This is a genomic window from Streptomyces sp. NPDC022910 (assembly GCF_055561075.1).
In genome coordinates this window covers 35808-57553 of sequence record NZ_JBVHHL010000050.1, presented here as the reverse complement: position 1 = coordinate 57553, position 21746 = coordinate 35808, and the positions used below count along the sequence as shown (strand labels likewise).

Sequence of the window (21746 nt, the reverse complement as noted above, 5' to 3'; positions counted from 1 at the left end):
CGCGCCCACCTGATCCACGTCCCCGCCCGGATCGCCCGCTCCGCCCGGCGCCTCACCCTGCACCTACCGCACAACTGGCGCTGGCAGCACGCCTGGACACACCTCTTCGACACCGCCCACGCCCCGCCCGAACCCGGCTGACAGCCCCTGCCCACCCCGCCCGCCAGGGCCCGACCGGAACCGAACCCTGGAAAAGCTGGGCAGACCAGCAGATACCACCTGCCCAGGCACAGACACCGACCCGGAACCCGCTCAAAAACCCGTCAGAAGATCCATTTCAGACCACGTCGGTGGATCAAGGCTTAGAACGGGTGTTGCCGCCTGCGTGCGTGAGACTCCCCCTTCCGTCGCCCCCGGCGAAGGCCCGCATGGGGGCCCTGACGTCCTGGGCGGCCGCCTCACCCGGGGAGCGCGGCAGGGGCACCGTGGCCGTCCTCGCCGACCTCGCTGTGCAGGACACCCGCGCCCCGGAGGTGATCAGGCCCGTCGCCGATGACGATGTCGCACGTGGCTTGATTGCCCGTCACCCGCGCACGGCACAGGCCGAAGCCGGCTTCCTCCAGCCCCCAAGGGAGTGACGGTCCGTGCATCTACGCGCGGCGAAACGATGCAGGTACGCAGTCGCCATCTGCCCGCAACATCAAGGACTTGAGGCGCGAGGGTGTCGCCGCCCCGAATGTTTAACAGACAACCGACAGGTCGGAAATCAGCCAGCAATCATCCGACCGTCTCATCGTCTCCATGCGATGTATCCAGTACACATCTCAAGCCACCGGGGGGTTCACCGCCCTAGAACGGGCCGGGCTGGCCGCGGACGTCGATGTCGCCGCGCTCCCCGAAGTCGTGGGCCTGCGCCTGCGTATCGACGTCGGCGACACCTCCTCGCGCTGCTGCGGCTCGGCGTCCGTCGCTCTGGTGGCGGTCGCGCCCGACGACCCGTCACTGCCTGAGGCCGTGGCCCCGGCGCTGGCAGGGTTGACCGCGGGCAGCGCGATGGCCACCACCGCACTAGGAGCGTGTCCCGGTAACGGGTAAGCAGGGCGGTGCCGTCATTGATGGGGGTCGGTCGCGGCCGCTGTGCTGGCGCCTGCCGGGCGACAGTCGGGGGTCCTGTCGGTCGGGGGTCGGCCTGGCGGGGGTCGGCCTGGCGGGGCCCGGTGACCGGGCCGGGAGGCTCGGGGTCAGCCGGTTGCGGTGACGAGTCCCGCGGTCCCGGCGTGTCGGAAGATCTTGCGGAGGTTGTGGCAGGCGGCCAGCAGTCGCCACTCGCCTCGCGCCCCGTCCTCGCCACGCAGGAGGAGCTGTCGGCCGTTCTGGCAGGTCATGATCTGACCGAAGACGGGTTCGACAATGGCTTTTCGGCGGCTGTAGGCGGCTTTGCCGGGCTTGGTCCGCAGCTTGCGGGCCATGCGCTCCTTCAGTGTGGCGTCCTTGGGGATGCGTCCGCGGGGTGCGGGCGGGATCTGCTCGTCGTGGGCGAGTCGGCCGGTGGCCATGAACGTGTCGGTTCCGCAGGCCAGTTGGCGCTCGCTGGCGGCTTCGAGGTTGGTCTCGGAGCAGTAGCCGGCATCGACGAGTGCCTGCCCCGGGTGGATGCTGGTGTTCTGGGCGGACTGGTCGAGCATGGTGGTGTAGGTCAGTGCGTCACAGGGGTTGGTCGTCACGTCGGCGGCGGTGATGACCTGGTGTTTCTCGTCCACGACGGCTTGGGCGTTGTAGGCCTGGATGTAGGCGCCGTCGCTGTTCTTCATGATCCGCGAGTCGGGGTCGGTGAAGTTGGCCTGCGCCTTCGGCTTGGGGCGGGCGGTGTCGGCGGCCTTGTTCCCGGCGTCGGTGATGGCCTGTTCGTCGCTGCTGCCGGTGCGTTCCTGGCGACGGCGCTCCTTGTCCTCGGCGTGGCGGCGGGCCTTGGCGGCGGCCTCGGCCTCGATCTGGGCGCGGGCGGCCTGCAGCTTGGCCAGGCGCTTTTCGCGGCGGTCCAGCTCGGCGGGCAGGTCGACCTCCTTGCCATCGGGGCCGAACCGCTCGTCCTCGGCGGCGTCGGTCGCCTCCGCGTCGGCCAGCAGGGCGGCGGCCTTCGCCTCCAGTTCGGCGATCTCGGCCTCGATGCGTTCCTCCTTGTCGACCAGGCGCCCGTAGCTCATCGCCTTGTGCTTGGAGGCGCTTGCTTCCAGCTTCGTGCCGTCCAGTGCGACGCGGCCCATCTTGACCATGCCGAGCTTCTGCGCGAGGTGCAGGGACTGCAGGAACAGGTCGGCGAGCGCATCGAGGTGGCGGCGGCGGAAGCGGGCGATCGAGCGGAAGTCGGGGGCCTGGCTGGCGGCCAGGAACCGGAAGGCGACATCGTCGACGCAACGGCGCTGGATCGCTCGGGAGGAGCGCACGCCGGTGGTGTAGCCGTAGATCAGCAGGCGCACCATCAGCCTGGGGTCATAGGGCGGGTAGCCGCGCTTTTCGGTGTAGTCGTCCAGGATCGGCGACAGGTCGAGCGTCTGATCGACCAGGTCCGCGACGAACCGGGCCAGGTGGTCCTCGGGCAGCCAGTCGTCCAGCGACGGCGGCAGCAGCAGGACCTGGTGCGGGTCGAACGCCCGGAACCGCTTGTCCACCGCCGCCGCACGTGCCTGCTGCCGCTTCGGCTCGACCGGCTCGACCTCGAACAGCCCATCCCCATCACGCATACCAGGATCATCCCGCACGAAAGATCACGAGCTGCACGCGGGTCGCCGATTACCGAGACACGCTCCTAGCCGAAATGGTCGGCGGATGGATCGCGATGCCCGGCCTCGACGTCAAGGTGGCCGCCAGCGCGGACTTGGGACATGACGCCGTGCTGGCCCTCACTTTCGACGACGCGGCGGCCTTCCTGATGGCCGACCACGACGACCGACTGGTGGTCAGCACCGTGGCCGTGCTCACCGGAGGCCTGGACGCGCCGGACGTGCCGGCCGGTTGGCGGGTCGTGGCACACGGGGTTCCTTCCGTGCCGCTGCTGAGCGCAGCGCACCCCGCGCACGACAGGAGCTGCGTCGCATGAGCGGGCCGCTGGTACTGACCCACGGCTGTTCCCTGTCGAACCTGCCGCTGTTCGTCGCGGTGGGAGAGGGGATGTTCGCCGACGAGGGCCTGGAGGTCCGCGCCCCGTATTTCAACGACATCACCTCCACCGCGGAGTTGCTGGCCACCGGAGTGGCGGACCTGGGCACCGCGGCCTTCACGCAACCGCTCATCGACGCCTTCCGCGACGACCCGCCCGTCCTTGTCGGCGGCAGCGGCCTGATGGGTGTCTCGGTGCTGGCTCAGCCACAAGTCGACGCGGTCGCCTCGCTGGCCGGGCAGCCCGTCGGCACCTTCCGTTCCGACCCGATGGAGGTCCTGCTGCACGACGTGCTGGCCGCCGCCGGACTGGACATGCAGGACGTGGCAGTGCGCTATTTCGACGTCCTGGACGAGGCCATCGACGCATGGCGGTCAGGCGAACTGACCGCCCTGACCCTGGCCGAGCCGTACGCCAACCGGCTGCGCGGCGAAGGCGCGCGGACCCTGTCCTACGGCACCGAACTGTGGGGCGACCCCTTCCCCGACACGGTCCTGGTCGCTTCCGCCAGGTTCCTGCGCGAACGCCCCGACCAGGTGAGCTCGGCGCTGCGCGCCATGCTCAGGGCGGAGCGGTTCATCGCCGCCCATCCGGTGGACGCGCTGAAGCACGCGCTCCCCTTCTATCCCGGCTTCGGCGTCGAGGAACTGACCGAAGCCGCCCGTCTGCAACCCGCCTGGGTGGATATCCGGCCGCTGCGCCCGGCCGTCCTCGGCCGGTGGGACAGCCTGCGATCCCTCGACCTGGTACCCCGCGACGCCGAGACGCCCACGGGCGCCATCGCCCTGGACCTGCTCGACGCCGAGATCGGGGCCGCGCCTGCCTCCCCCGCTCCCCTGACCGTCCCCGCCCCGCCCCGGGCCACCCCTGTCAAGGAGAAGTCATGACCGACAACCGCCCCTCCATAGCCCGGAGTTCCGTGGACCGCAGACAGCTCTTCCGCCGCACCGCGGCCGCCGGCGCCGCCCTGGCCGTACCGTCCTGGCTGCTCACGGCATGCGGCAATGCCCAGTCCGGCTCCACGGCGAGCGCGGGCAGCGCTGCCGGCGGCAGGCTCACCCTCAAGGCGACGCACGGCACCGGTCTGTGCAACCTGAGCATGTTCCTGCTCAAGGAGCGCGGGCTGGCCAAGCCCGACGTCGACGTGCAGTTCGTGGTGACGCCGACGAACGCCGACATCGTCACCCTCTTCGGCGCGGGTCAGGTCGACATGTCCCTCATCCCGTATACCCAGTTCATGACGCTGCACGACGCCGGCGCTCCGGTGACGATCGTCGCGGGAGGCGGTGTCCAGGGCTGTGTGATCGCGGCCCAGCCCGGCATCAAGAGCGCGCAGGACATGCGCGGCAAGACGCTGGGCACCTTCCAGGCCGACACGCTGGAAATGCTGCCGTACGACTACCTGAAGAAGGCCGGGATGTCCTTCAAGGACGTCAAGGTGCGCTACTTCGGCACGTCGCCGGAGCTCGCTCAGGCCTTCACCAGCGGCTCGATCGACGTCATCTGCCACATCGAGCCCTACGCGACCCAGCCCTCAAGGGGCGCGCCGGCTCCGTCAAGCTCTCCGACGGCACCGATGTCTACGGCACCGGCTACACCGACTGTGTGCTGGCGGTGCGCAACACGCTGCTCCAGGAGAACCCGGATGCGGTCAAGGCCGTCATCAAGGGTCTTTTCACCGGGCAGCAGCAGACCGAAAAGGATCGTGAGGGCGCGGTGAAGGCCACCACCGGTACGTACTTCAAGGCGAGCCTGGCCGACGTGCTGCTCGCCTCCACCAAGCAGCCCAACGTCACCGACCAGCGCGACAAGGCGCAGTTCATGCTGGACCGGGCCAAGAACATGGTGGAGCTCGGCTATCTGAAGAAGCTTCCTGACGATCTTCGACTGGACCCTGCTGGAGCAGGTCGTCAAGGAGAACCCCGGCCTGTACAACTCGCTGCAGCGGAAGACCGCATGACGCCGTCGGCCGAAAGCGCTGTGGTCAGTGCGTCCGCACCGGCCGAACCGGCCGCGACACCGGCGGCACCCGTACGACAGATGCCCGCCCTGTTGCGCCGCCGCGCCGTATCCGCCGCCTGGTGGGTTGCGTCCGTCGGGCTGTTCGCCGGCCTGTGGGAGCTGGCCTGGGCCGTGGGATGGGCGCCGGAACTGCTCCTCCCGCCGCCGCACATCTTCCTGCGCCACTTCTCCGCCCAGGCCAAGTTCTTCCAGTCGGACACCATCGGCCAGGCACAGGCGGCGCCGCTGGTGGCGGTGGGCAGCACGGTGCTGGCCACCGTCGCCCGGGTACTGTCGGGGCTGGCGATCGGGTTCGTGGCGAGCCTGGCGACCGGCATCCTGGTCACCCGGTTCAAGGTCTTCAACCGGCTTTCGGTCCCCATGCTGACGCTGCTGGCGCCGATCTCACCGGTGGCCTGGCTCCCGGTTGCGATCTTTCTGTTCGGCATCGGCAACGGACCGGCCGTCTTCATGGTGTTCGTCGGTGTCTACTTCGTCATGACGCTCGCGACCATCAGCGAGATCGAATCGGTGAGCGGGACCTACCTCGATGTGGCGCGCACGCTGGGCGCCACCCGCAAGCAGTTGCTCTTCCAGGTGGTGCTGCCGTCGGTCCTGCCCGGTCTGCTGCGCACGCTGCGGATGAATCTGTTCGCCGCGTGGATGGTGGTGCTCATCGCCGAGGCGGTGGGTGTGGGCAGCGGCCTGGGCCAGGTCGTGGTGCTGTCCCGCAACACCTTCAACGCCAGCCTTGTGTTCTTCACCATGGCCCTGATCGGGGCCACCGGGTACGTAATGGACGCGCTCTTCCGCCAGTTGCAGAAGCGGCTGCTGTGGTGGGCGCCAGCCGGTCAGGGAAGGTGACGCGGTGACACGGCACAATAGTGGCGCGGTGCGCTGCCGTTCGGTACGCAAGGTCTGGGCCGAGGGCACCGGCCAGGAGACCGTGGCCCTGGACGGGATCGATCTGGATGTGGCTCCCGGCGAGTTCGTGGTGATGCTCGGTCCCAGCGGTTGTGGCAAGTCCACCATGCTGTCGCTGATCGCGGGCCTGGAGCAGGCCACCGCCGGCTCGATCGAAGCCGACGGGGAACCGGTCGGCGAACCGGGACCGGACCGCTGCATGATCTTCCAGCAGTCGTCGCTGTATCCATGGCTGTCGGTGGCGGAGAACGTCGGGTTCGGCCTGAAACTTCGCGGCCGGTCTCGCGCCGAACGCCATCGGGTGGCGCAGGAATTGCTGCGCACCATGGGGCTCGGCGACGTACTCGACAAGCACCCCGACGAGCTCTCCGGCGGCATGCGGCAGCGAGCGGCGATCGCACGCGCGCTGGCGATGAAGCCGAAGGTCCTGCTGATGGACGAGCCGTTCGCGGCCCTCGACGTGCAGACGCGCGCCAAACTGCAGGACTTCATCGGACAGGTGTGGCGGGACAGCGGCGCGTCGGTGCTGTTTGTCACGCACAGCATCGATGAGGCGGTGTCGCTCGCCGACCGGGTCGTGGTGTTCACCGCCCGCCCGGGAAGGATCAAGGCGGTGATCCCCGTGGAGTTGGACCGTCCCCGGGACCCGCGCTCGCCGGAGTACCACCAGCTGCACGACCGCCTCTTCGACTTGCTCGCCGATGAGGTGGACCGGGCCTTCGCCCAGCAGGAACAGGCGGCGTCATGAGTACGGTGCGGATCGCCGCGGCCCAGCTGCCCGCCTGCGTCGAGGACTCTGCGGCGAACCTGGCTGCCGTCCGCGCCGCGCTGCACGACGCGGCTCTCCCTGGTGCAACGGTGGTGGTGCTGCCCGAGCTGGCGACCGTGCCGTACTTCGCCGCCGAGCCGGCCGGGGCGTACGACCACTGGGCGCAGCCGGTGCCGGGTCCGCTGACGGACGAGATCGGGGTCCTCGGCGCATCCCTGGGGATCAGCGTGGTCCTCCCGCTGTTCGAGTACGACCCGTCCACCGGCACCCGGCACAACTCTGCCGTGGTTCTGCACAAGGGCCGGATCGTCCCGGCCGTCGACCGCGGGGGCAAGGCCCACCATGTCGCCCGCAAACTGCATCTGCCCGTTGGCGACGACCCCCCGCCGGGGTTCGACGAACCGGCGCACTTCACTCCGGGTGACTGGCTGGGCGTGCACGACCTGGACTCGCTGCGGCTGTCCACCTTGATCTGCTACGACCGCCGCTTCCCCGAGTGCTGGCGCGAGGCCCGCTCGCTGGGCGCGGATCTCGTGGCCGTGCCGGTGGCCGGCAGCGGCGGGGACAGCAGCACCTTCTTCCTGGGCGAACTGTGCACGCACGCCCGGGAGAACGGCCTGTTCGCGGTGGCTGCCAACAAGGTCGGTACCGAACGGGTCGCCGGCAAGGCGGTGGACAACTTCGGAGAGTCCGCCGTCGTCGGCCCTGACGGGGAGCTGCTGGCCCACCGGCGCGGCGACGAGGGTCCCGGGCTGGTGATCGCCGACCTCGACCTTGATCTGCTGGCCCATACCCGTGAGCGGCTGCGCTATTTCGAGCACCGCCGCACCGATCTGTTCCCCGGGCCCCCCGGCCCGCTCTCCTGACGGAAGGCCTGTTCGTGACAACCCTCTTCCGCAACGCACTTGTGGTCGCGATGGACGACACACACCGTGCCAAGCCCTTCCGCGCCGACGTGCTGGTCGAGAACGACCGCTTCAGCGGGGTGGGAAAGGACCTTCCAGTGCCCGACGGCGCCACCGTCGTCGACGCCACCGACCGGCTGCTGATGCCGGGCCTGGTCAACGCCCATGTGCACTCGTGGGAGGCGCTGTTCAAGGGACGCTACGACAACCTGCCGCTGGAACTGTGGATGCTGCTCGCTTACCCGATCCTGGGCCTGGAGCCGATGCCGGAACGGTTGGTGTATCTGCGTACCCTGCTGGTCGGTATGGAGTCCCTGCGCAGTGGCACCACCTGCCTGCTCGACGACGTGATCGAAATGCCGACACAGAGCATGGACGCGCTCGACGCGGTCTTCCGCGGCTACGAGGACATCGGCATCCGCGCCAACTGCTCCGGAAACATCGTCAACCGCCGTTACATCGACACGCTCCCCTTCGTCGACGAGATGCTCCCACCCGACCTGCTGGCCGCGGCCCGGGCGACGACACCGCGAACCACCGACGAATACCTGCAGTTCAGCAAGGAGGCGCTGGCCCGCTACGACGGCCGCGCTGGACGACTGCGGTACGTGATCGCGCCCAGCGGGCCGCAGCGCTGCACCGACGACCTGCTCGTCGCCGCCGACGAACTGTCCAAGCAGCACGACACCACGCTCCACATCCATGTACTGGAAACCAAGATCCAGGCCGTGACCGGAAGGGAGTTCTACGGCTCCACCCTGGTCGCCCACCTGGACCGGCTCGGGGTGCTCAGCGACCGCGCCACCCTGGCACACGGCATCTGGCTCACCGACGACGACATCGCCCGCCTCGGCGAGAGCGGCGCATCGGTCGCGCACAATCCCCTCTCCAACCTGAAACTCGGATCCGGTATCGCGCCCTGGCGTGCCCTGCTGGACGCCGGCGTCAACATCGGCCTGGGCAGCGACGGACTGTCCACCAACGACAGCGCCCGCATGCTGGACGTGGTCAAGTCCGCCGCCCTGCTGCACAAGGTCAGCCACCCCGACTACCGGACCTGGCCCACCGCCGAGGAGGTGCTGTGGGCGGCCACCCGGGGCGGCGCCCGCTCGGCCCGCCTGACCAACGAGGTCGGGGCCATCGAGCAGGGCCGCAAGGCGGACTTCGTCATGTTCGACCTGCGCTCGGTCAACTTCACGCCGCTCAACGACGTCCCCTCGCAGTTGGTCTACGTCGAGAACGGCGACTCGATCCGCGAGGTGTGGGTCAACGGTGACGTAGTCGTACGCGACGGCCGCTGCCTGCTGATCGACGAAGAGGCGGTGCTGGCCGAACTGCAGGAGCTGGCCGGCGAGTACATGGAGCGCTTCGCCGCTGTCGAGCAGGCCAACCAGGTCTTCGAGCCCTACGTCGCGCAGATCTACCAGCGCTGCTGCGCCGAGCCCTTGGGCATCAACCGCTGGAGCGGCGACGAGCGGACATGGCTCGGCGGCCCGGCGGCAGGGGAGGGCGGGGCATGAGCCTCCTGATCACCGGCGCACGGGTGGTCACAGCGGCCGACGACTACGTCGCCGACGTACTGGTCGAGGGCGGCAGGGTGACCACCATCGGCGCGTCACTACCGGCCGACGCCGACAAGGTCATCGACGCCTCGGGCTGTTACCTGCTCCCCGGCGGCGTCGACCCGCACACCCATCTGGCCTCCCGCCTGGGCAGCCACACCACGACCGCCGATGACTACGAGTCCGGCACCATCGCCGCCGCCTTCGGCGGCACCACCACGGTCGTCAACTTCGCGCAGCAACGGCCAGGTCAGCACCTGCGCGCGGCCATCGAAGAGGGTGTGGCCGCCGCCGAGGGCAAGGCAGTCATCGACTACGGCCAGCACATCGTGATCACTCAGCTCGACGAGGGCTCCCTCGGGCAGATCGACGAACTCGCCGACGAGGGCGTCACCAGTGTCAAGCTGTTCATGGCCTATCCGGGCGAGCTCATGGTCGATGACGCCGTCTTGTTCCAGGTCCTGGAGCGGGCAGGTCAGGTGGGATCGCTCGTGTGCGTCCATGCGGAGAACGGACCGGTCATCGACGTTCTGGTGCGCCGCGCCCTGGCCGAGGGACGCGCCGGACCGTCCTGGCACGGCCGCACGCGACCCGAACTCGCCGAGGCCGAGGCCACCCACCGCGCCATCGCCGTCGCCGAGATGGCGGACGCACCGGTGTACTTCGTGCACCTGTCGTGCACCGAGGCGCTGGCCGAGGTCACCGCCGCCCGGGACCGGGGTCGCCCGGTGTTCGCCGAGACCTGCCCTCACTATCTGTTCCTGGACTCCGGCGTCTACGACGACGAGAGCTTCGAGACCGCCAAGTACGTGCTCACCCCACCGCTGCGGGACGCCCGCCATCACGAAGCCCTGTGGCGCGGCCTGCGCGGCGACGACGTGCAGGTGGTCTCCACCGACCACTGCCCGTTCTGCCTGAACGGACAGAAGACCCTCGGCCGTGGCGACTTCTCGAAGATCCCCAACGGAGGGCCCGGTATCGAGCACCGGCTGGCCCTGCTGTACTCCGGAGTCGAGGCCGGGAATCTGTCGCTGCGCAGGATGGTCGAGGTGTTCGCCGCGGCGCCGGCCCGCCTGTTCGGCCTGTACCCGCGCAAGGGTACGATCGCGGTGGGTTCCGATGCCGACCTGGTCGTCTTCGACCCCGCTGCCCAGACCACGATCAGCGCGGCGACGCACCACATGAACGTCGACTACAGCCTCTACGAGGGTTGGAAGTTGACCGGCGCCGTCCGCACCGTCATCGCCGCCGGAGTGCCGGTCGTGGAGAACGGGCTGTTCGTGGGCACCCCCGGCACCGGCAGATATATTTCCCGCCAGGCGAGTGGGCAGGTTTGAGCGCCATGTCCGATCCCCGAACCCAGAAGGTTGACCCGACCATGGACAGCAGGCCGAGCGAATCCGGCCTCAGCGAGGTGGAAGCCCTGCCGGCCGAGATCCGGCGGATGCACACCTATGACCACGTCTACCGCAGACTCCGCAAGGCCCTGGCCACCGGCAACATCCCCCCGGGAACCCGCCTGCTGGAGACCGAGCTGGCCGCACGACTGGGCGTCAGCCGGACCCCGGTGCGCAGCGCGCTGTACCGCCTGCAGAGCGACGGGTTCGCCGAGCGCGGGGCCGGCGGAGGTCTGTGGTCCCGCCCCCTCGATCCCGAGGACGTCGAGAGCCTGTTCCTGGTTCGAGCCGAACTCGACGCGCTCGCAGCCCGGTTGGCCTGCGAACGGGCCAAACCGAAACAGTGGCAGGAGTCCAGGGACCTGATCACCGCGATGGACCAGGCCGCCACCACGCACGGCCCGGCGTCCCTCGCGTTCAGCCAGGCGCACCTGGCCTTCCACACCGCCGTGTACCGCATCGCGTTCGGGGACCGGTTCGCCGGCTTCCTGGACAACCACCTGCTGCAGTACCTGGAGATCGCCTCCGACCTGAGCTACCGGCAGCCCGCGCACACCCAGCCCCCCGCCCACCAGCACGAACTGCTGCTGACGGAACTGGCCAGCGGTGACACCGCACGTGCGGTCGCCGCCGCCGAAGCCCACGTACAGCGCAGCAAGGCGGACGCCCGGCAAGCAGCGGCCGACCCCGAGGCGACCGCTTAGACCGTGTGCCGGAAGTCGCGCCCGCGGCGGGACTTCCGGCACACGGCCAGTCCCGGACCCCCCCGACACCATCGTCACTTTCCCGCCACTCCGGTCCACGGGGCGGGCGCGCCATGACGCATGCGCGCCAACGGCCCTGGGCCACCGCGGCCTGCCCCGCCCTCTCACGAAAGGTGCTTCCCATGAGACGCATGTTCCTCAACGGCACGGCCATGTCGGGCCAGAAGGATCACGGAGCCGTCATCGGCGCCACGTTCCTCGGTCCAGCCCGTACCGCCGCCGGCTACCGCTTCTTCGCGGTGCGCGATTCCTTCCCCGGCCTGCTGCCCGTCGATGCCGGCGGGCTGTCGATCGACGGTGAACTGTACGAGATGCCCGACGAGATGCTCTTCGACGAGCTGCTGCCCCAGGAGCCCGAGGAACTCGAACTCGGCACGATCCAGCTCGAGGACGGTTCCACCGTGCACGCGATGATCCTCCAGCCGGAGCGGATCGCCGCCCCCGACAAGGTCGTCGACATCGCCGACCTCGGCGGATGGCGGGCCTACCAGGCTCACCTGGCAGCGAACGAGCGTGCCGGTGACCTCCTCGGCCGCTGAGCGCGCAAGCGTGACCGCCCCGTCCGGCGTCCGGATCGAGGGCGAACGGCTGCTGGAACGCATCCGGCAGCTCGCCGCCATCACGGACGGCAGGCACGGCGGGGTGACGCGCCCGGCCTACTCCCCGCAGGATGCCGAGGCACGTGACGTGGTCGCCGGTTGGCTGACCGAGGCGGGGCTGGCCGTCCGGACCGACCAGGCGGGCAACCTGTTCGGCCGGTTGCCCGGCTCCGGCGGCCACCGGGCGGCGCTCGTCACGGGCAGTCACCTGGACACCGTCATGGAAGCGGGGCCCCTGGACGGCGCCTACGGTGTCCTGGCCGCCATCGAAGCGGCGGACGCACTGCGTTCCGCCGGCCTCCGCCTCGACCACGACCTGGTCGTCGCGGCCTTCAGCAACGAAGAAGGCGCCCGGGGAACTCCCGGAATGACCGGGTCCAAAGCGGTCGCAGGGCTGCTCACCGCCGCGGACCTCGCCACGGCGGACGACGAGGGAGTGACGCTCGCGGCCCGGATCACGGCAGGTGGCGGCGATCCCGACCGTCTCGCCGAAGCGGCCTGGGACGCGGCCGACATCGCCGCGTTCCTCGAACTGCACATCGAGCAGGGGCCAGTACTGGAAAACCTCGGCCGGAAAATCGGGGTCGTCACCGCGTTCACCGGGCAGGCCAAGGCCGACATCACCATCAACGGCCAGGCCAACCACGCGGGCACCACCCCCATGGAGGCACGGCACGACGCCGCCGTCGCCGCCGCCCACCTCGTCCTCGCCGTCCGGTCCCTGGCCGAGGCCGGTCATGTGCAAAGGGCCACCACCGGCGTCGTACGGACCGGACCCGGTGTACGCAACATCGTCCCGGGCCGGGCGGTTCTCGGCATCGACGTCAGGGACACCGAACAGCACCGGATCACCGCCGCCATCGAACGCCTGGCGGACGCCGCCCGCGGTGTCGCCCGGCTGACCGGCACGACCGTCGAGGTGCGCCCCGGCCCGGTCGTCGCCGCGGTACCGACCGACCCCTGGCTGGCGGGATGCCTGGCGGCGGCGTCTCGCGAACTCGGCGTGAGGCCGCATAGCCTGCACAGCGGCGCCGGGCACGACGCCCAGATCATGGCGCGGCTTGCGCCGACGATGATGATCTTCATCCCGAGTATCGGCGGCGTGAGTCACTCTCCTGATGAGGCCAGCCGGCCCGACGACCTCGTCCTGGGAGCCGACACCCTGTTGCGGGCTCTGATCCGTGCCGACCGGAGCGCTCCGGCGCCCGGAAACGCCGGACCGGCGTGATCCGCGCGAATGGCGAGGGAGGGTGGGCACCGGCGGCGCCCACCCTCCCTCGGACGCGAAGGGGCAGTCGCGCCAGGATGGCGCGGGTTTGGCTGCCGACATCACCGGCGCCCTCACTCAGCCAGCGCTGGAAGTTGGCCGCGTTCGCGTCGAGGGCCTCAGGCGAACGCAGATCTGCTCCAGTCGTCCTCACCCTTGAGCGGCACTGTGGGTGCCGTTAAATCATCCGCCCAGGTCACAACCTTGATCGTCGATCTACGGCGTTACCGCCGACTCCATTGTCTTCCCGTGGCCCAGTGCGAACGGCATCATGATCTCTCGTGCAGCTGCGCCTGGCCTACCTCGCCGCCACCAACACCTTCGCACTGCGCCTGCTGCCGATGAGCGACCGCGAGAAGGACATCGAGATTCTGACGCCCAGCCACCAACTACTCGTCCTTCAACGTGTCCCGCATGAAAACGTGGATTCGGGCCCCCGATCAGGACGTTTCGCTGCGGGACGGTGGTGGACCGGGGCATGATCGAGATCCATGCGGTGGTCATGGATCTATCTGCTGACGCGCAGGTCGCTGGAGCTGGCGGTGCGGGTGCCGATAAATCATCCGCACAGGTCAGCGCACTGACGGACAGCTCAACCGGGCGCTGCACCGAGGCCAAATTGAACGCGTTCAAGCGCGCAATCGATACGTGTTGAACATGTTCAGATCCCATCCGCTCAGCGGAAGGTCATAAGGCCGCTGACCTGCGCGGACGTAATTATCGGCACCCTGTGGGGCTCATAAAGTCATCGCTGCAGATGAGCAGCGGTGTACATGGTCGTCGGTGGTGACTGAGACGCTGTCCCGATGTTCGTGTCGCTGTTGTACCGCGCTGCTCGCACGATGCTGTCCCTACCGGCTGTCCTGCTGCGCCGAGACACCGCCAGGGACGCCGAGTTGTTGGTGCTGAGGCATGAGAACTCAGTCCTGCGCCGTCAGCTCAAGGTCCCGGCCCGCTACGAGTGGGCCGACCGGTTCTGGCTTTCCGCGCTGTCCTCGCTGATACCGCGCCACCGCTGGGCCGATGTCTTCCCCGTCACACCCGCCACCCTGCTGGCCTGGCACCGCAAGCTGATCGCCAAGAAGTGGGACTACTCCGCCCGCCGCAGCCGCAAGGGCCGACCCCCGACTGCGGCCGCGCTCAGGAAGCTGGTGCTGCGCTTGGCCGGCGAAAATCCCCGGTGGGGACATCGTAGGATCCAGGGCGAGCTTGCCCGGCTGGGGCACCCGATCGCACCGTCCACGGTCTGGGGGATCCTGAACGCCGCGGGCATCGACCCGCCGCCACGCCGCTCCGGCCCCAGCTGGCGCGAGTTCCTGACCGCCCAAGCCCAAGGGATCATCGCAGCCGACTTCTTCCACGTGGACACCATGCTCGGAAAGCGCCTATACGCCATGGCGTTCCTGGAACACGGCACCCGCAGATTGCACATCACCGGCGTCACCGCCCACCCCACTCGGGCCTGGGCGACGCAACAGGCCCGCAATCTCTCCGCCCAACTCGACACGCGCATGGAGTCCCTGCGCTTCGCGCTGCGCGACCGCGACGCCAAATACGACCCGTCCTTCGACGCCGTCTTCGAAGCCGAGGACATGGACGTGCTGCTCAGCGCGCCACGGGCGCCACGGATGAACGCACACTGCGAGCGGGTGATCGGCACCGTCCGCCGCGAGGCCCTCGACCACGTCCTGCTCATGAACGAGGCCCACGCCTGGCAAGTCCTCGCCGACTTCGAACGGCACTACAACGCGCATCGACCTCACCGGGCCCGAGACCAGATACCCCCTCACGCCTCCGGGCAGCCCGCCACCGTCCACGACCTCGACAGCCACAGACTCCTGCGCACCCGCATCCTCGGCGGCGCCATCAACGAGTACCGGTACGCCGCTTGACCTGCGACGATGACTTTCCGAGCCCCACACCATCAACCTACGCGAAGACATCGTCTGCCGGGCGCTGGATGCATGGATCGCCCGCGCCTTCGCCCCCAAGCGGCTCACCGCCACGATCACCGCACTCAGCCAGGCCAGCATTGCGGCAAGCACCGCGCAGCCCCAAACACCCGAGCAGGCCCGAGCCCGCCAAGCGATCAAGGAATGCGAGCGGCGTCTTGTCCGCTATCAGGCCGCCCTCGACTCCGGAGCCGACCCAGCCGTCGTCACCCAGTGGATCAACGACGCACAACGAGACAGGGAAGCGGCACAGAAGAAGCTCGACGCACTGCCCAGCGTCACCCGGAAGAAGGTACCACCCCTCACCGCCGATCATATCCGGGAGATTACTGAGAGACTCGGAGACATCGCTCAACGTATCCAAGCCGCCGACGCTGACAGGAAGGAGCCCCTCTACGACGCCCTGGGCATCACGATCACATACGACAACGCAACAAGGACCGCGACCGTTAGGTCGAGGCCCTCGCTTGCGTATCGTTATAAGGAGTGGGTCGTTCACGAAATCCCCTGACCAGGCACAGCGCGCCTAAATGCTCACGAACATCCCGCCGGACACAAGATCACTCCCCGGCAGTATGCACATGCATGACTGAGCGTCGCGGTGATCCCGCGACCTGCGCCCCCCTGACCTGGGAGCTTCGCGACCGCGACGGCAAGTAGGGTTCGTCCTTCGACGCCGTCTTCGAAGTCGAGAAGATGTAGATCCTAAAAAGCGCTCCACCAGCTCCCCGGATGACCGCCAACCGCGAGCGAGTGATCGGCAGCATCCGACGCGAGGCCCTCGGCCACATCATGAACGAGTCCACGCCCAGCAGGTCTTGTCCACCTACCAGCGGCACTACAACGAGCACCGGCCCCACCGAGCCCGGAATCAACTACCACCCGACGTTCACCGCAGCCGCCTGTTGACGCTTCGTGAAAGCTGACCCCCAGGCAGTCTTTGGGTTCTGGTTAGGGGTCAACTTTCAGAGAGCGTTGACAGCGACTGCCATACACGACCTCGACACCCGCAGACTCCTGCGCACACGGCTCCTCGGTGGAGTCATCACCGAATACCGCTAGGCGGCTTGACCTGCAGTGACGACATTCCGAGCCCCACACGGTGTGGCGCCGACTGCGGATCCTGCGCGCGCGTAGCAGGCGGCGGTACATGTCATCGTCGTAGCCCCGGTCGACGAACAGCCGGTCGGGTGGATGGCGGGGTCAGCCAAGAAGCTCGGCAACGAGCGCGGGCTCCGCCGCCGAGTACGAGACTGGTATGGCTCCCTGGGAACCGAGTCACTGGTCTGCCTGCACAAGGTCGCGCCAAGTCCACGGGAGAGATGGTTGCCCGTGAGGGTCTCGTCTGGACTCTCCCGCACACACGCCGCGCCCATCGGGACCAACGCCGCAGCAGGGCGAGCGCCCCCCGGATACGGAGCGCCCTCTCCCATAGGGGCGGGCGTCCTCACGTATCCCCGGCCCCTACCACAGCGTGTCTGCGCTGTCGTCTCGCAAGGCGGCATCCACGTGGGCGTGAAAGGCTGCTTCCGCGAGGAGGCCCGGGGTCGCCGCATAGGCGTCAGCCGCCGGAATGGGCCAGCCGGTGATCTCGACGATGCGGTTCAGGACCGCGACGACCGCCGCTTTCGTATCACCGGCCGGCACACTCACATCGTGAGGATGGAGCACGGGCAGCGGCTCCTCACGGACCCGGATAAGCGTGTACCCCGCACCGCGAATGGCTTCAGACTTGCGCCTATCGCGATCCGCGGCACCGGGTCGGGCGTGCCAGTAGCGGCCATCGAACTCGACGACGACACAGTGCGCGGGAATGAGAATGTCGGCCTCCCAACGCCTTCCACCCGCAGTCAGCTTGGCGCCCGCTGGCTCAGTGTCCGGGAGCAGGGCCTGGAGTTCGAAGCCGAGCGCGAGTTGCCGGCGAGACACGCGAGATAGTCTGCAGTGGGGGCAGCCGGAGCGCATTGGACCGGTCCGGGCTGAGACGCAGGTGGTCCAGGTGTGCAGGGGGTTTTGACGGCAGCGCCACGTGATGTTGCGGGTGCTTGACGCGGTGACCTGCCATGGCGTGAGGCCGTCGTTGAGACTCGGGTCGAGTTCGGCGGAGACATCGGGGGCGCGGGTCGCGAGCGCGTTGGTGACCGAGACAAGATGACCGGCGCAGTAGTGGCAACCACTTCCAGCAGCCGTGCGGGCAGACGGCGTGGCCTGCCACCGGTGATCGGGCCCTTGGGGGCACGCCCACCAAACCTTCGATGTTGACCGTCCGGAGATCCTGTCGGGGGTCAGTGGCGCATTGCGTCCCAGGTCGAACTGGGCGGCAACGGCGGGATACAGGGACAGTCGATTGGTGACCGACGCCCGTCGGCCGGCGCAGAAGGGGCAGCCATCGCCTGTGGCCGTGCGGTGGACCACAGGGGAATCCCAAATGTGATCGGGACCCTCCGGACAGCGCCAGGTGACGACCCGGCGGGTTCCAGCAAGGACATGCTCGGGACTCAGCCCATCATTGAGCGCCGGATCAAGCTCGGCGGCGAGCTCGGGGTGACGCGCGGCCAGACTGTTGGTGACCGACAACTGGTACCCGGAACAGCAAGGGCAGCCGGTCGGATTCGATGCGCTGGTCCGAGCACAGACGGCTGCCTGCCACCGATGGTCCGGGCCGGCTGGGCAGCGCCACCACACCACACGCTTGGAACCGTAAGAGACCTGCCCAGGATCAAGGCCCTGATTGCGGTCGACATCCAACTCGGCCGCCACCCCCGGGTGCGTCACCGCGAGCGAACGCAACAGGGGATCGAGTCGATTGCCCGAACACCACGGACAGCCCGCTGGCCGCGGCTTGGTCTTGGTACGGGTGTGCACTGGCGCCTGCCACACGTGCTCGGGATTGGTAGCGCAGCGCCACCACACTTGCGCGTGGCTGCCCGGCAGCAACTCCTCGGCTCGCAGCCCATCATTGAGCGTGGCGTCGAGCTCCGCTGCGACCGCGGGGTGCAGCACGGCAAGGTTCCGGCCAGCGCTCGGCCGCTTCCCAGCACAATACGGACAACCATGGCCCAGCATGCCCCGGTTGTACGGAGACGCCTCCCACCGGTGATCCGCACCCCGCGGGCACACCCACGCCACCTTGCCCCGCCGCCGCAACGACACGAGATGCGCCGGCCCTGCCTCCTCGGCCCGCTGCGCCGCAAGCTCCGGACAGTCCGCCACCGTCTCATCCACCCTGTGCCCCCTCCGACTGTGAGGAAGGCAGCATGGCGCAACCCACTGACAACGACCGCACCCGCAACTGTGGCCAGCCGTCAGCGCGGACGGCGCAACCACTTCGCACCGGGACGTTCAAGATGGCTCCATGACTACTCCCGCCCCGACCACTTCCGTCATGCCGCTACGGGGAGTACCGCGACTGCTGGCCGAGGCGTTCCCCGCACCCGCAACGGATCCCGCTCCCCCCTCGCGAATCCCCGAAGAACTGGCCGAGACCAGGCGCTCAATCCGAGGCGCGCGGATGCGGGCACGGCCAATCGGAGGACCGAGCTGGTGTCGCCCGCCCACCCTGCGGCTGCTGCCGTTCGCATGGCCGGAGCGGCGGGCACCCTGCTCCTTGTACACGGCCTCCGCCTGCGACCGGGCCCGTCGCACCGCGCGCGCGTGTGCTCGCAGCCGGCGCAGCCGCTCGGGGGGCTGCGCCGAGAGCTCCGCGCGCCGGACTGCTCCGCGAGCGAGGACGTAGGCATGGGCGAGAGCGACAGTGATGGGACCGGCGAGCGAAGCGTGTTCCAAGGCCGCGGCGGTCTCCGGAGCGCACATCCCGTTCATGCGTGCGAGGACGGCCTCCTGCAGGGCGGTGAAGTCGTCGGCGAAGCGACGGATCAGCTCTGTGCGCTCGGTGTTCGTCACGGTGGCCTTCCAGGTCGCGGGTGGTGGTGTGGTCGGGGCCGCACAGGGTGGGCGATCGGGCGTGGGTGGGGGCGGGCCCGTGGGCGGGGCATCGGCGTGCAGCCGATGTCGGCGAAGGGGTGAGTCGCCGCTGCGGAGACGACGAGGGCACCCAGCGGGGCCCCGCCGGCGGTCCGGGCTACTGCACCTGGCCGGTGAAGATGGCCGTTCGGTACCAGCCGGAGCCGGAGGTGTCCATCGGCATGATCTCGATCTGGGCGCTCCTGGCCGTCTTGGGGAACACGCAGGCCGCCTTCCAGGTCCCCGACTTGCCCGGCAGCACGTGCGTGTCCGGATTGCCGCTGAAGCCGGCGTCCGTGTCGAAGATCTCGTCGGCTCCGTCCGGGCAGGACAGGCTGACCATGCTCAGGTCGATCGAGGACTTGGAGCCGTTCTGCAGGGTGACGGAGAAGGACAGGTAGGCCTTGCCGGACGGGCTGGCGTACTCGCCAGAGGTGCCCCGACCGAAGCCGCTCAGGTGCGCCTTGACACCGTTGTTCCACGTGGCGGTCTTGTCCAGCGCGACGGTGAAGGTGTCACCGCCGGAGTCGTCCTGGGAGTTCTGCCCGTCCTCGGCGCTCTGGGTGTCCCGCGAGGCGCTGACGGTGGCCGCCGGCGTCGCCGTGTCGGTCTGGGTGCCGCCGATGCCGGAGCAGGCGCACAGGAAGCAGCCCACGGCTGCCCCGGCCACGGCGAGGACGGTCTTGCGCGAACGGGCCAGGGGCGCCGCGGTCAGCGCGAGGAGCACCGCGGCACCGGGGGTGGGCCGCAGTCCGCGCCGCGACGGCTTCCTCCCGGCCGACGACGGGTCGGAGACGGGGGACGTCTGCGGCACCATCGACACGTCCGAAGCCAGGGCCTGCCCGGCCGGTCTCCGGTGCTGCGGGCTGCCCGCGGCTGCGGCGCGGACGGCGTACCGGGACGAAGGGGACGTGGAGGACTGCGTGCCGGGGATGTTCGAGTAGCTCATGATGCCATTCCTTGGATGCATGTGGAGAGAAGGGGACTGACGGACGACGCGAAGAGAGGGCGCGCACTGACGGAGGCGGAGCCGCCCCGCCCCGGTCGGACCGAGCCGGCCCCGGGCCCGGCATCGCAGCCTGAACGCCCACGGATACGCGGGGACGGAAACCGTGGGTCGTGCCCGCAGGTGGGACCTCGTCCCGCGCGGGGCGTCGGCTGAGAAGGTCTGGGCGTCAATGAACCGGCGCCGCAGGTCTGTTCAGCTCCGCACCCCCCGGATCTTCTGGCCCAACCCGCTGTTCGGGTCGAGGAGCGCGCCCGCGACGCGGCCGGCGGAGTCCTTCACGCCGCCACTGAAGTTGAGCCGGCCGGTGGAGCCGACGCTCGCGCAGACGCCGTCCCAGTAGACGGGTTCACGCTCCCAACGGACCTGGGCGAGCAGGTGCTCGACCGTCTCGTAGTTCATGGCGTCGCCGGGGGCGCACCAGGGGGTGGCGCGGTGCAGCAGGACTCCGAGGCCCGCCATCACGGCCGGGGCGGTGATGGCGCTGCGCCGGGCGAAGTCCGGGAAGCGGCCCCCGATCAGCCGGGACACCAGACGGACGACGACCGTCTCCACCTCGTCGGCGTCGGTGTTGGACGGCAGGTCGTCCGCGTGCACGTTGGCCGCCGAGTACTGCACACCCTTGCCGCCGAAGACGGTGGTGACGATCAGCGTCCGCAGCGCGGACAGGGTCACGACCTCCTTGTCGGTCCTGGTGAGCTGCCGCTTGCCGGCGTTGACCAGCTTGCCGAACGGCATCCGCTGACCGTTCGACTCGACCTCGAGCTTCTCGCCGACGATGTAGGCGAGGCGGGTGGCGAGGTCGCGCTGGTCCATGGACATGGCCAGCTTCTTGGCGACGTCGATGCCCTTGACGTTGCGGTCGTAGAAGATCTGCCGCGCGTCTGCCGGGGAGATCCCGAGGTAGAGCTCGAAGGGGATACGGACCCGCAGGCTGAGCTCGGTGTAGGTGAGGCCGAAGGATTCCGGGTCCTGGTAGATGTCGTGCCAGGCGGTGGTCTGGGTCTCGCCATCGATGGCGATCACCATGGCGTCCGGGGCGACGGTCAGCGTCCGCAGGCCCGAGTCGGGGACCAGCTCGTCGCTCATCGCGGCGATCTCGCCCGCGTGCCAGAGCGTGATCGGGGGCGTGGACCAGGCGGAGCCGTGCTTGCCGAGGATGCCGGCGGCGATGTACTCGGCGTAGGCCGGGATGTTCTTGCCCTTCTGGGACTTCAGCGTCCGCTGCACGGTCGCGCGCAACTCGGCGTGCCGCCGGTCGTGCCCGGACGCGGCCTTGAGGGCCCGCGGGTCCTCCTCCTGACGCGGTGACGGCACGAGACGTACGAGCGTCGCAAGCGACATGGTTCCGATGACCGCGTCCTCGCGGAACGGCATGACGGTAAGCGGGATTCCCTCCGGGGTGCCGCTCGGCATGGTCAGGCGCATGGGTGTCCCCCCTGGGTGGTGGTCGATCGGCCGTCGCCTGGCCCCGAGGCGCCGCACGTCCCCCGGCGCCCCGCCGAGAGGCGTTGGAGCAGGCCAAGGGGCTGGGCACTCA

Annotated in this window: 20 protein-coding genes and 1 pseudogene; 16 read left to right on the top strand and 5 right to left on the bottom strand. The window is 69.1% G+C overall.

Annotated elements, in window-relative coordinates:
• The first annotated feature begins 368 nt into the window (after positions 1 to 368).
• Positions 369 to 578 carry a hypothetical protein gene (locus ACZ3TS_RS32925; RefSeq protein ID WP_467625163.1) on the top strand — a complete coding sequence of 70 codons (210 nt, stop codon included), beginning with the start codon at positions 369 to 371 and terminating at the stop codon, positions 576 to 578.
• A gap of 163 nt (positions 579 to 741) precedes the next feature.
• Positions 742 to 1035, top strand: coding sequence for a hypothetical protein (locus ACZ3TS_RS32920; RefSeq protein ID WP_467625161.1), 294 nt, complete (start codon positions 742 to 744; stop codon positions 1033 to 1035).
• Between the two features lie 146 nt (positions 1036 to 1181).
• On the opposite strand, the gene ACZ3TS_RS32915 is transcribed toward ACZ3TS_RS32920, so the two are convergent.
• Positions 1182 to 2609 carry an IS1182 family transposase gene (locus ACZ3TS_RS32915; protein ID WP_467625166.1) on the bottom strand — a complete coding sequence of 476 codons (1428 nt, stop codon included), beginning with the start codon at positions 2607 to 2609 and terminating at the stop codon, positions 1182 to 1184.
• Between the two features lie 146 nt (positions 2610 to 2755).
• On the opposite strand from ACZ3TS_RS32915, the gene ACZ3TS_RS32910 reads away from it, so the two are divergent.
• The 14 genes from ACZ3TS_RS32910 (at position 2756) to ACZ3TS_RS32845 (ending at position 15177) form a co-directional block, all read left to right on the top strand.
• The gene (locus tag ACZ3TS_RS32910; RefSeq protein WP_467625159.1) at positions 2756 to 3037 is read left to right on the top strand and encodes a hypothetical protein; all 282 of its coding nucleotides are present in this window, start codon (positions 2756 to 2758) and stop codon (positions 3035 to 3037) included.
• Positions 3034 to 3984 (top strand): ABC transporter substrate-binding protein, encoded by a 951-nt coding sequence (locus tag ACZ3TS_RS32905; protein ID WP_467625157.1) that lies wholly within the window; start codon positions 3034 to 3036, stop codon positions 3982 to 3984. The genes ACZ3TS_RS32910 and ACZ3TS_RS32905 overlap by 4 nt, the downstream gene beginning before the upstream one ends.
• Complete coding sequence (locus tag ACZ3TS_RS32900; protein WP_467625156.1) at positions 3981 to 4817, top strand: ABC transporter substrate-binding protein; 837 nt, start codon at positions 3981 to 3983, stop codon at positions 4815 to 4817. Before ACZ3TS_RS32905 ends, ACZ3TS_RS32900 begins: the two co-directional genes overlap by 4 nt.
• Complete coding sequence (locus ACZ3TS_RS32895; protein WP_467625154.1) at positions 4703 to 5962, top strand: ABC transporter permease; 1260 nt, start codon at positions 4703 to 4705, stop codon at positions 5960 to 5962. The genes ACZ3TS_RS32900 and ACZ3TS_RS32895 overlap by 115 nt, the downstream gene beginning before the upstream one ends.
• 4 nt (positions 5963 to 5966) lie before the next feature.
• Entirely contained in the window at positions 5967 to 6770 is an 804-nt protein-coding gene (locus ACZ3TS_RS32890) for an ABC transporter ATP-binding protein (protein WP_467625153.1), read from the top strand.
• On the top strand, positions 6767 to 7657 hold the full coding sequence (locus ACZ3TS_RS32885) for a carbon-nitrogen hydrolase family protein (protein ID WP_467625151.1): 891 nt from the start codon (positions 6767 to 6769) through the stop codon (positions 7655 to 7657). Before ACZ3TS_RS32890 ends, ACZ3TS_RS32885 begins: the two co-directional genes overlap by 4 nt.
• A gap of 14 nt (positions 7658 to 7671) precedes the next feature.
• Positions 7672 to 9216: an amidohydrolase family protein gene (locus ACZ3TS_RS32880; protein ID WP_467625149.1), complete on the top strand. Its 1545-nt coding sequence runs from the start codon at positions 7672 to 7674 to the stop codon at positions 9214 to 9216.
• On the top strand, positions 9213 to 10595 hold the full coding sequence (gene hydA / locus ACZ3TS_RS32875) for a dihydropyrimidinase (protein ID WP_467625148.1): 1383 nt from the start codon (positions 9213 to 9215) through the stop codon (positions 10593 to 10595). The genes ACZ3TS_RS32880 and hydA overlap by 4 nt, the downstream gene beginning before the upstream one ends.
• A gap of 5 nt (positions 10596 to 10600) precedes the next feature.
• A complete protein-coding gene (locus ACZ3TS_RS32870) occupies positions 10601 to 11359 on the top strand; it encodes a GntR family transcriptional regulator (RefSeq protein ID WP_467625146.1) in 759 nt (252 codons plus the stop codon).
• 182 nt (positions 11360 to 11541) lie between these two features.
• Positions 11542 to 11958: an allophanate hydrolase-related protein gene (locus ACZ3TS_RS32865; protein WP_467625143.1), complete on the top strand. Its 417-nt coding sequence runs from the start codon at positions 11542 to 11544 to the stop codon at positions 11956 to 11958.
• 10 nt (positions 11959 to 11968) lie between these two features.
• On the top strand, positions 11969 to 13246 hold the full coding sequence (locus ACZ3TS_RS32860) for a hydantoinase/carbamoylase family amidase (protein ID WP_467625141.1): 1278 nt from the start codon (positions 11969 to 11971) through the stop codon (positions 13244 to 13246).
• Between the two features lie 320 nt (positions 13247 to 13566).
• Positions 13567 to 13767, top strand: a complete 201-nt coding sequence (locus ACZ3TS_RS32855) for a hypothetical protein (RefSeq protein ID WP_467625138.1) — start codon at positions 13567 to 13569, stop codon at positions 13765 to 13767.
• Positions 13764 to 13940: a hypothetical protein gene (locus ACZ3TS_RS32850; protein ID WP_467625137.1), complete on the top strand. Its 177-nt coding sequence runs from the start codon at positions 13764 to 13766 to the stop codon at positions 13938 to 13940. Before ACZ3TS_RS32855 ends, ACZ3TS_RS32850 begins: the two co-directional genes overlap by 4 nt.
• Before the next feature lie 151 nt (positions 13941 to 14091).
• Entirely contained in the window at positions 14092 to 15177 is a 1086-nt protein-coding gene (locus ACZ3TS_RS32845; RefSeq protein WP_467625135.1) for an integrase core domain-containing protein, read from the top strand.
• A gap of 1524 nt (positions 15178 to 16701) precedes the next feature.
• Here the strand turns inward: ACZ3TS_RS32845 and ACZ3TS_RS32840 are convergent.
• The 4 genes and pseudogenes from ACZ3TS_RS32840 to ACZ3TS_RS32825 form a co-directional block, all read right to left on the bottom strand.
• A complete protein-coding gene (locus tag ACZ3TS_RS32840) occupies positions 16702 to 18240 on the bottom strand; it encodes a zinc-ribbon domain-containing protein (protein ID WP_467625165.1) in 1539 nt (512 codons plus the stop codon).
• A 39-nt stretch (positions 18241 to 18279) separates the two neighbouring features.
• Positions 18280 to 18390, bottom strand: a pseudogene (locus tag ACZ3TS_RS32835) (zinc-ribbon domain-containing protein); the annotation flags it as partial.
• A gap of 928 nt (positions 18391 to 19318) precedes the next feature.
• Positions 19319 to 20149: a hypothetical protein gene (locus tag ACZ3TS_RS32830; protein WP_467625134.1), complete on the bottom strand. Its 831-nt coding sequence runs from the start codon at positions 20147 to 20149 to the stop codon at positions 19319 to 19321.
• A gap of 252 nt (positions 20150 to 20401) precedes the next feature.
• Positions 20402 to 21634, bottom strand: coding sequence for a ParB N-terminal domain-containing protein (locus ACZ3TS_RS32825; protein ID WP_467625132.1), 1233 nt, complete (start codon positions 21632 to 21634; stop codon positions 20402 to 20404).
• Positions 21635 to 21746 lie beyond the last annotated feature (112 nt).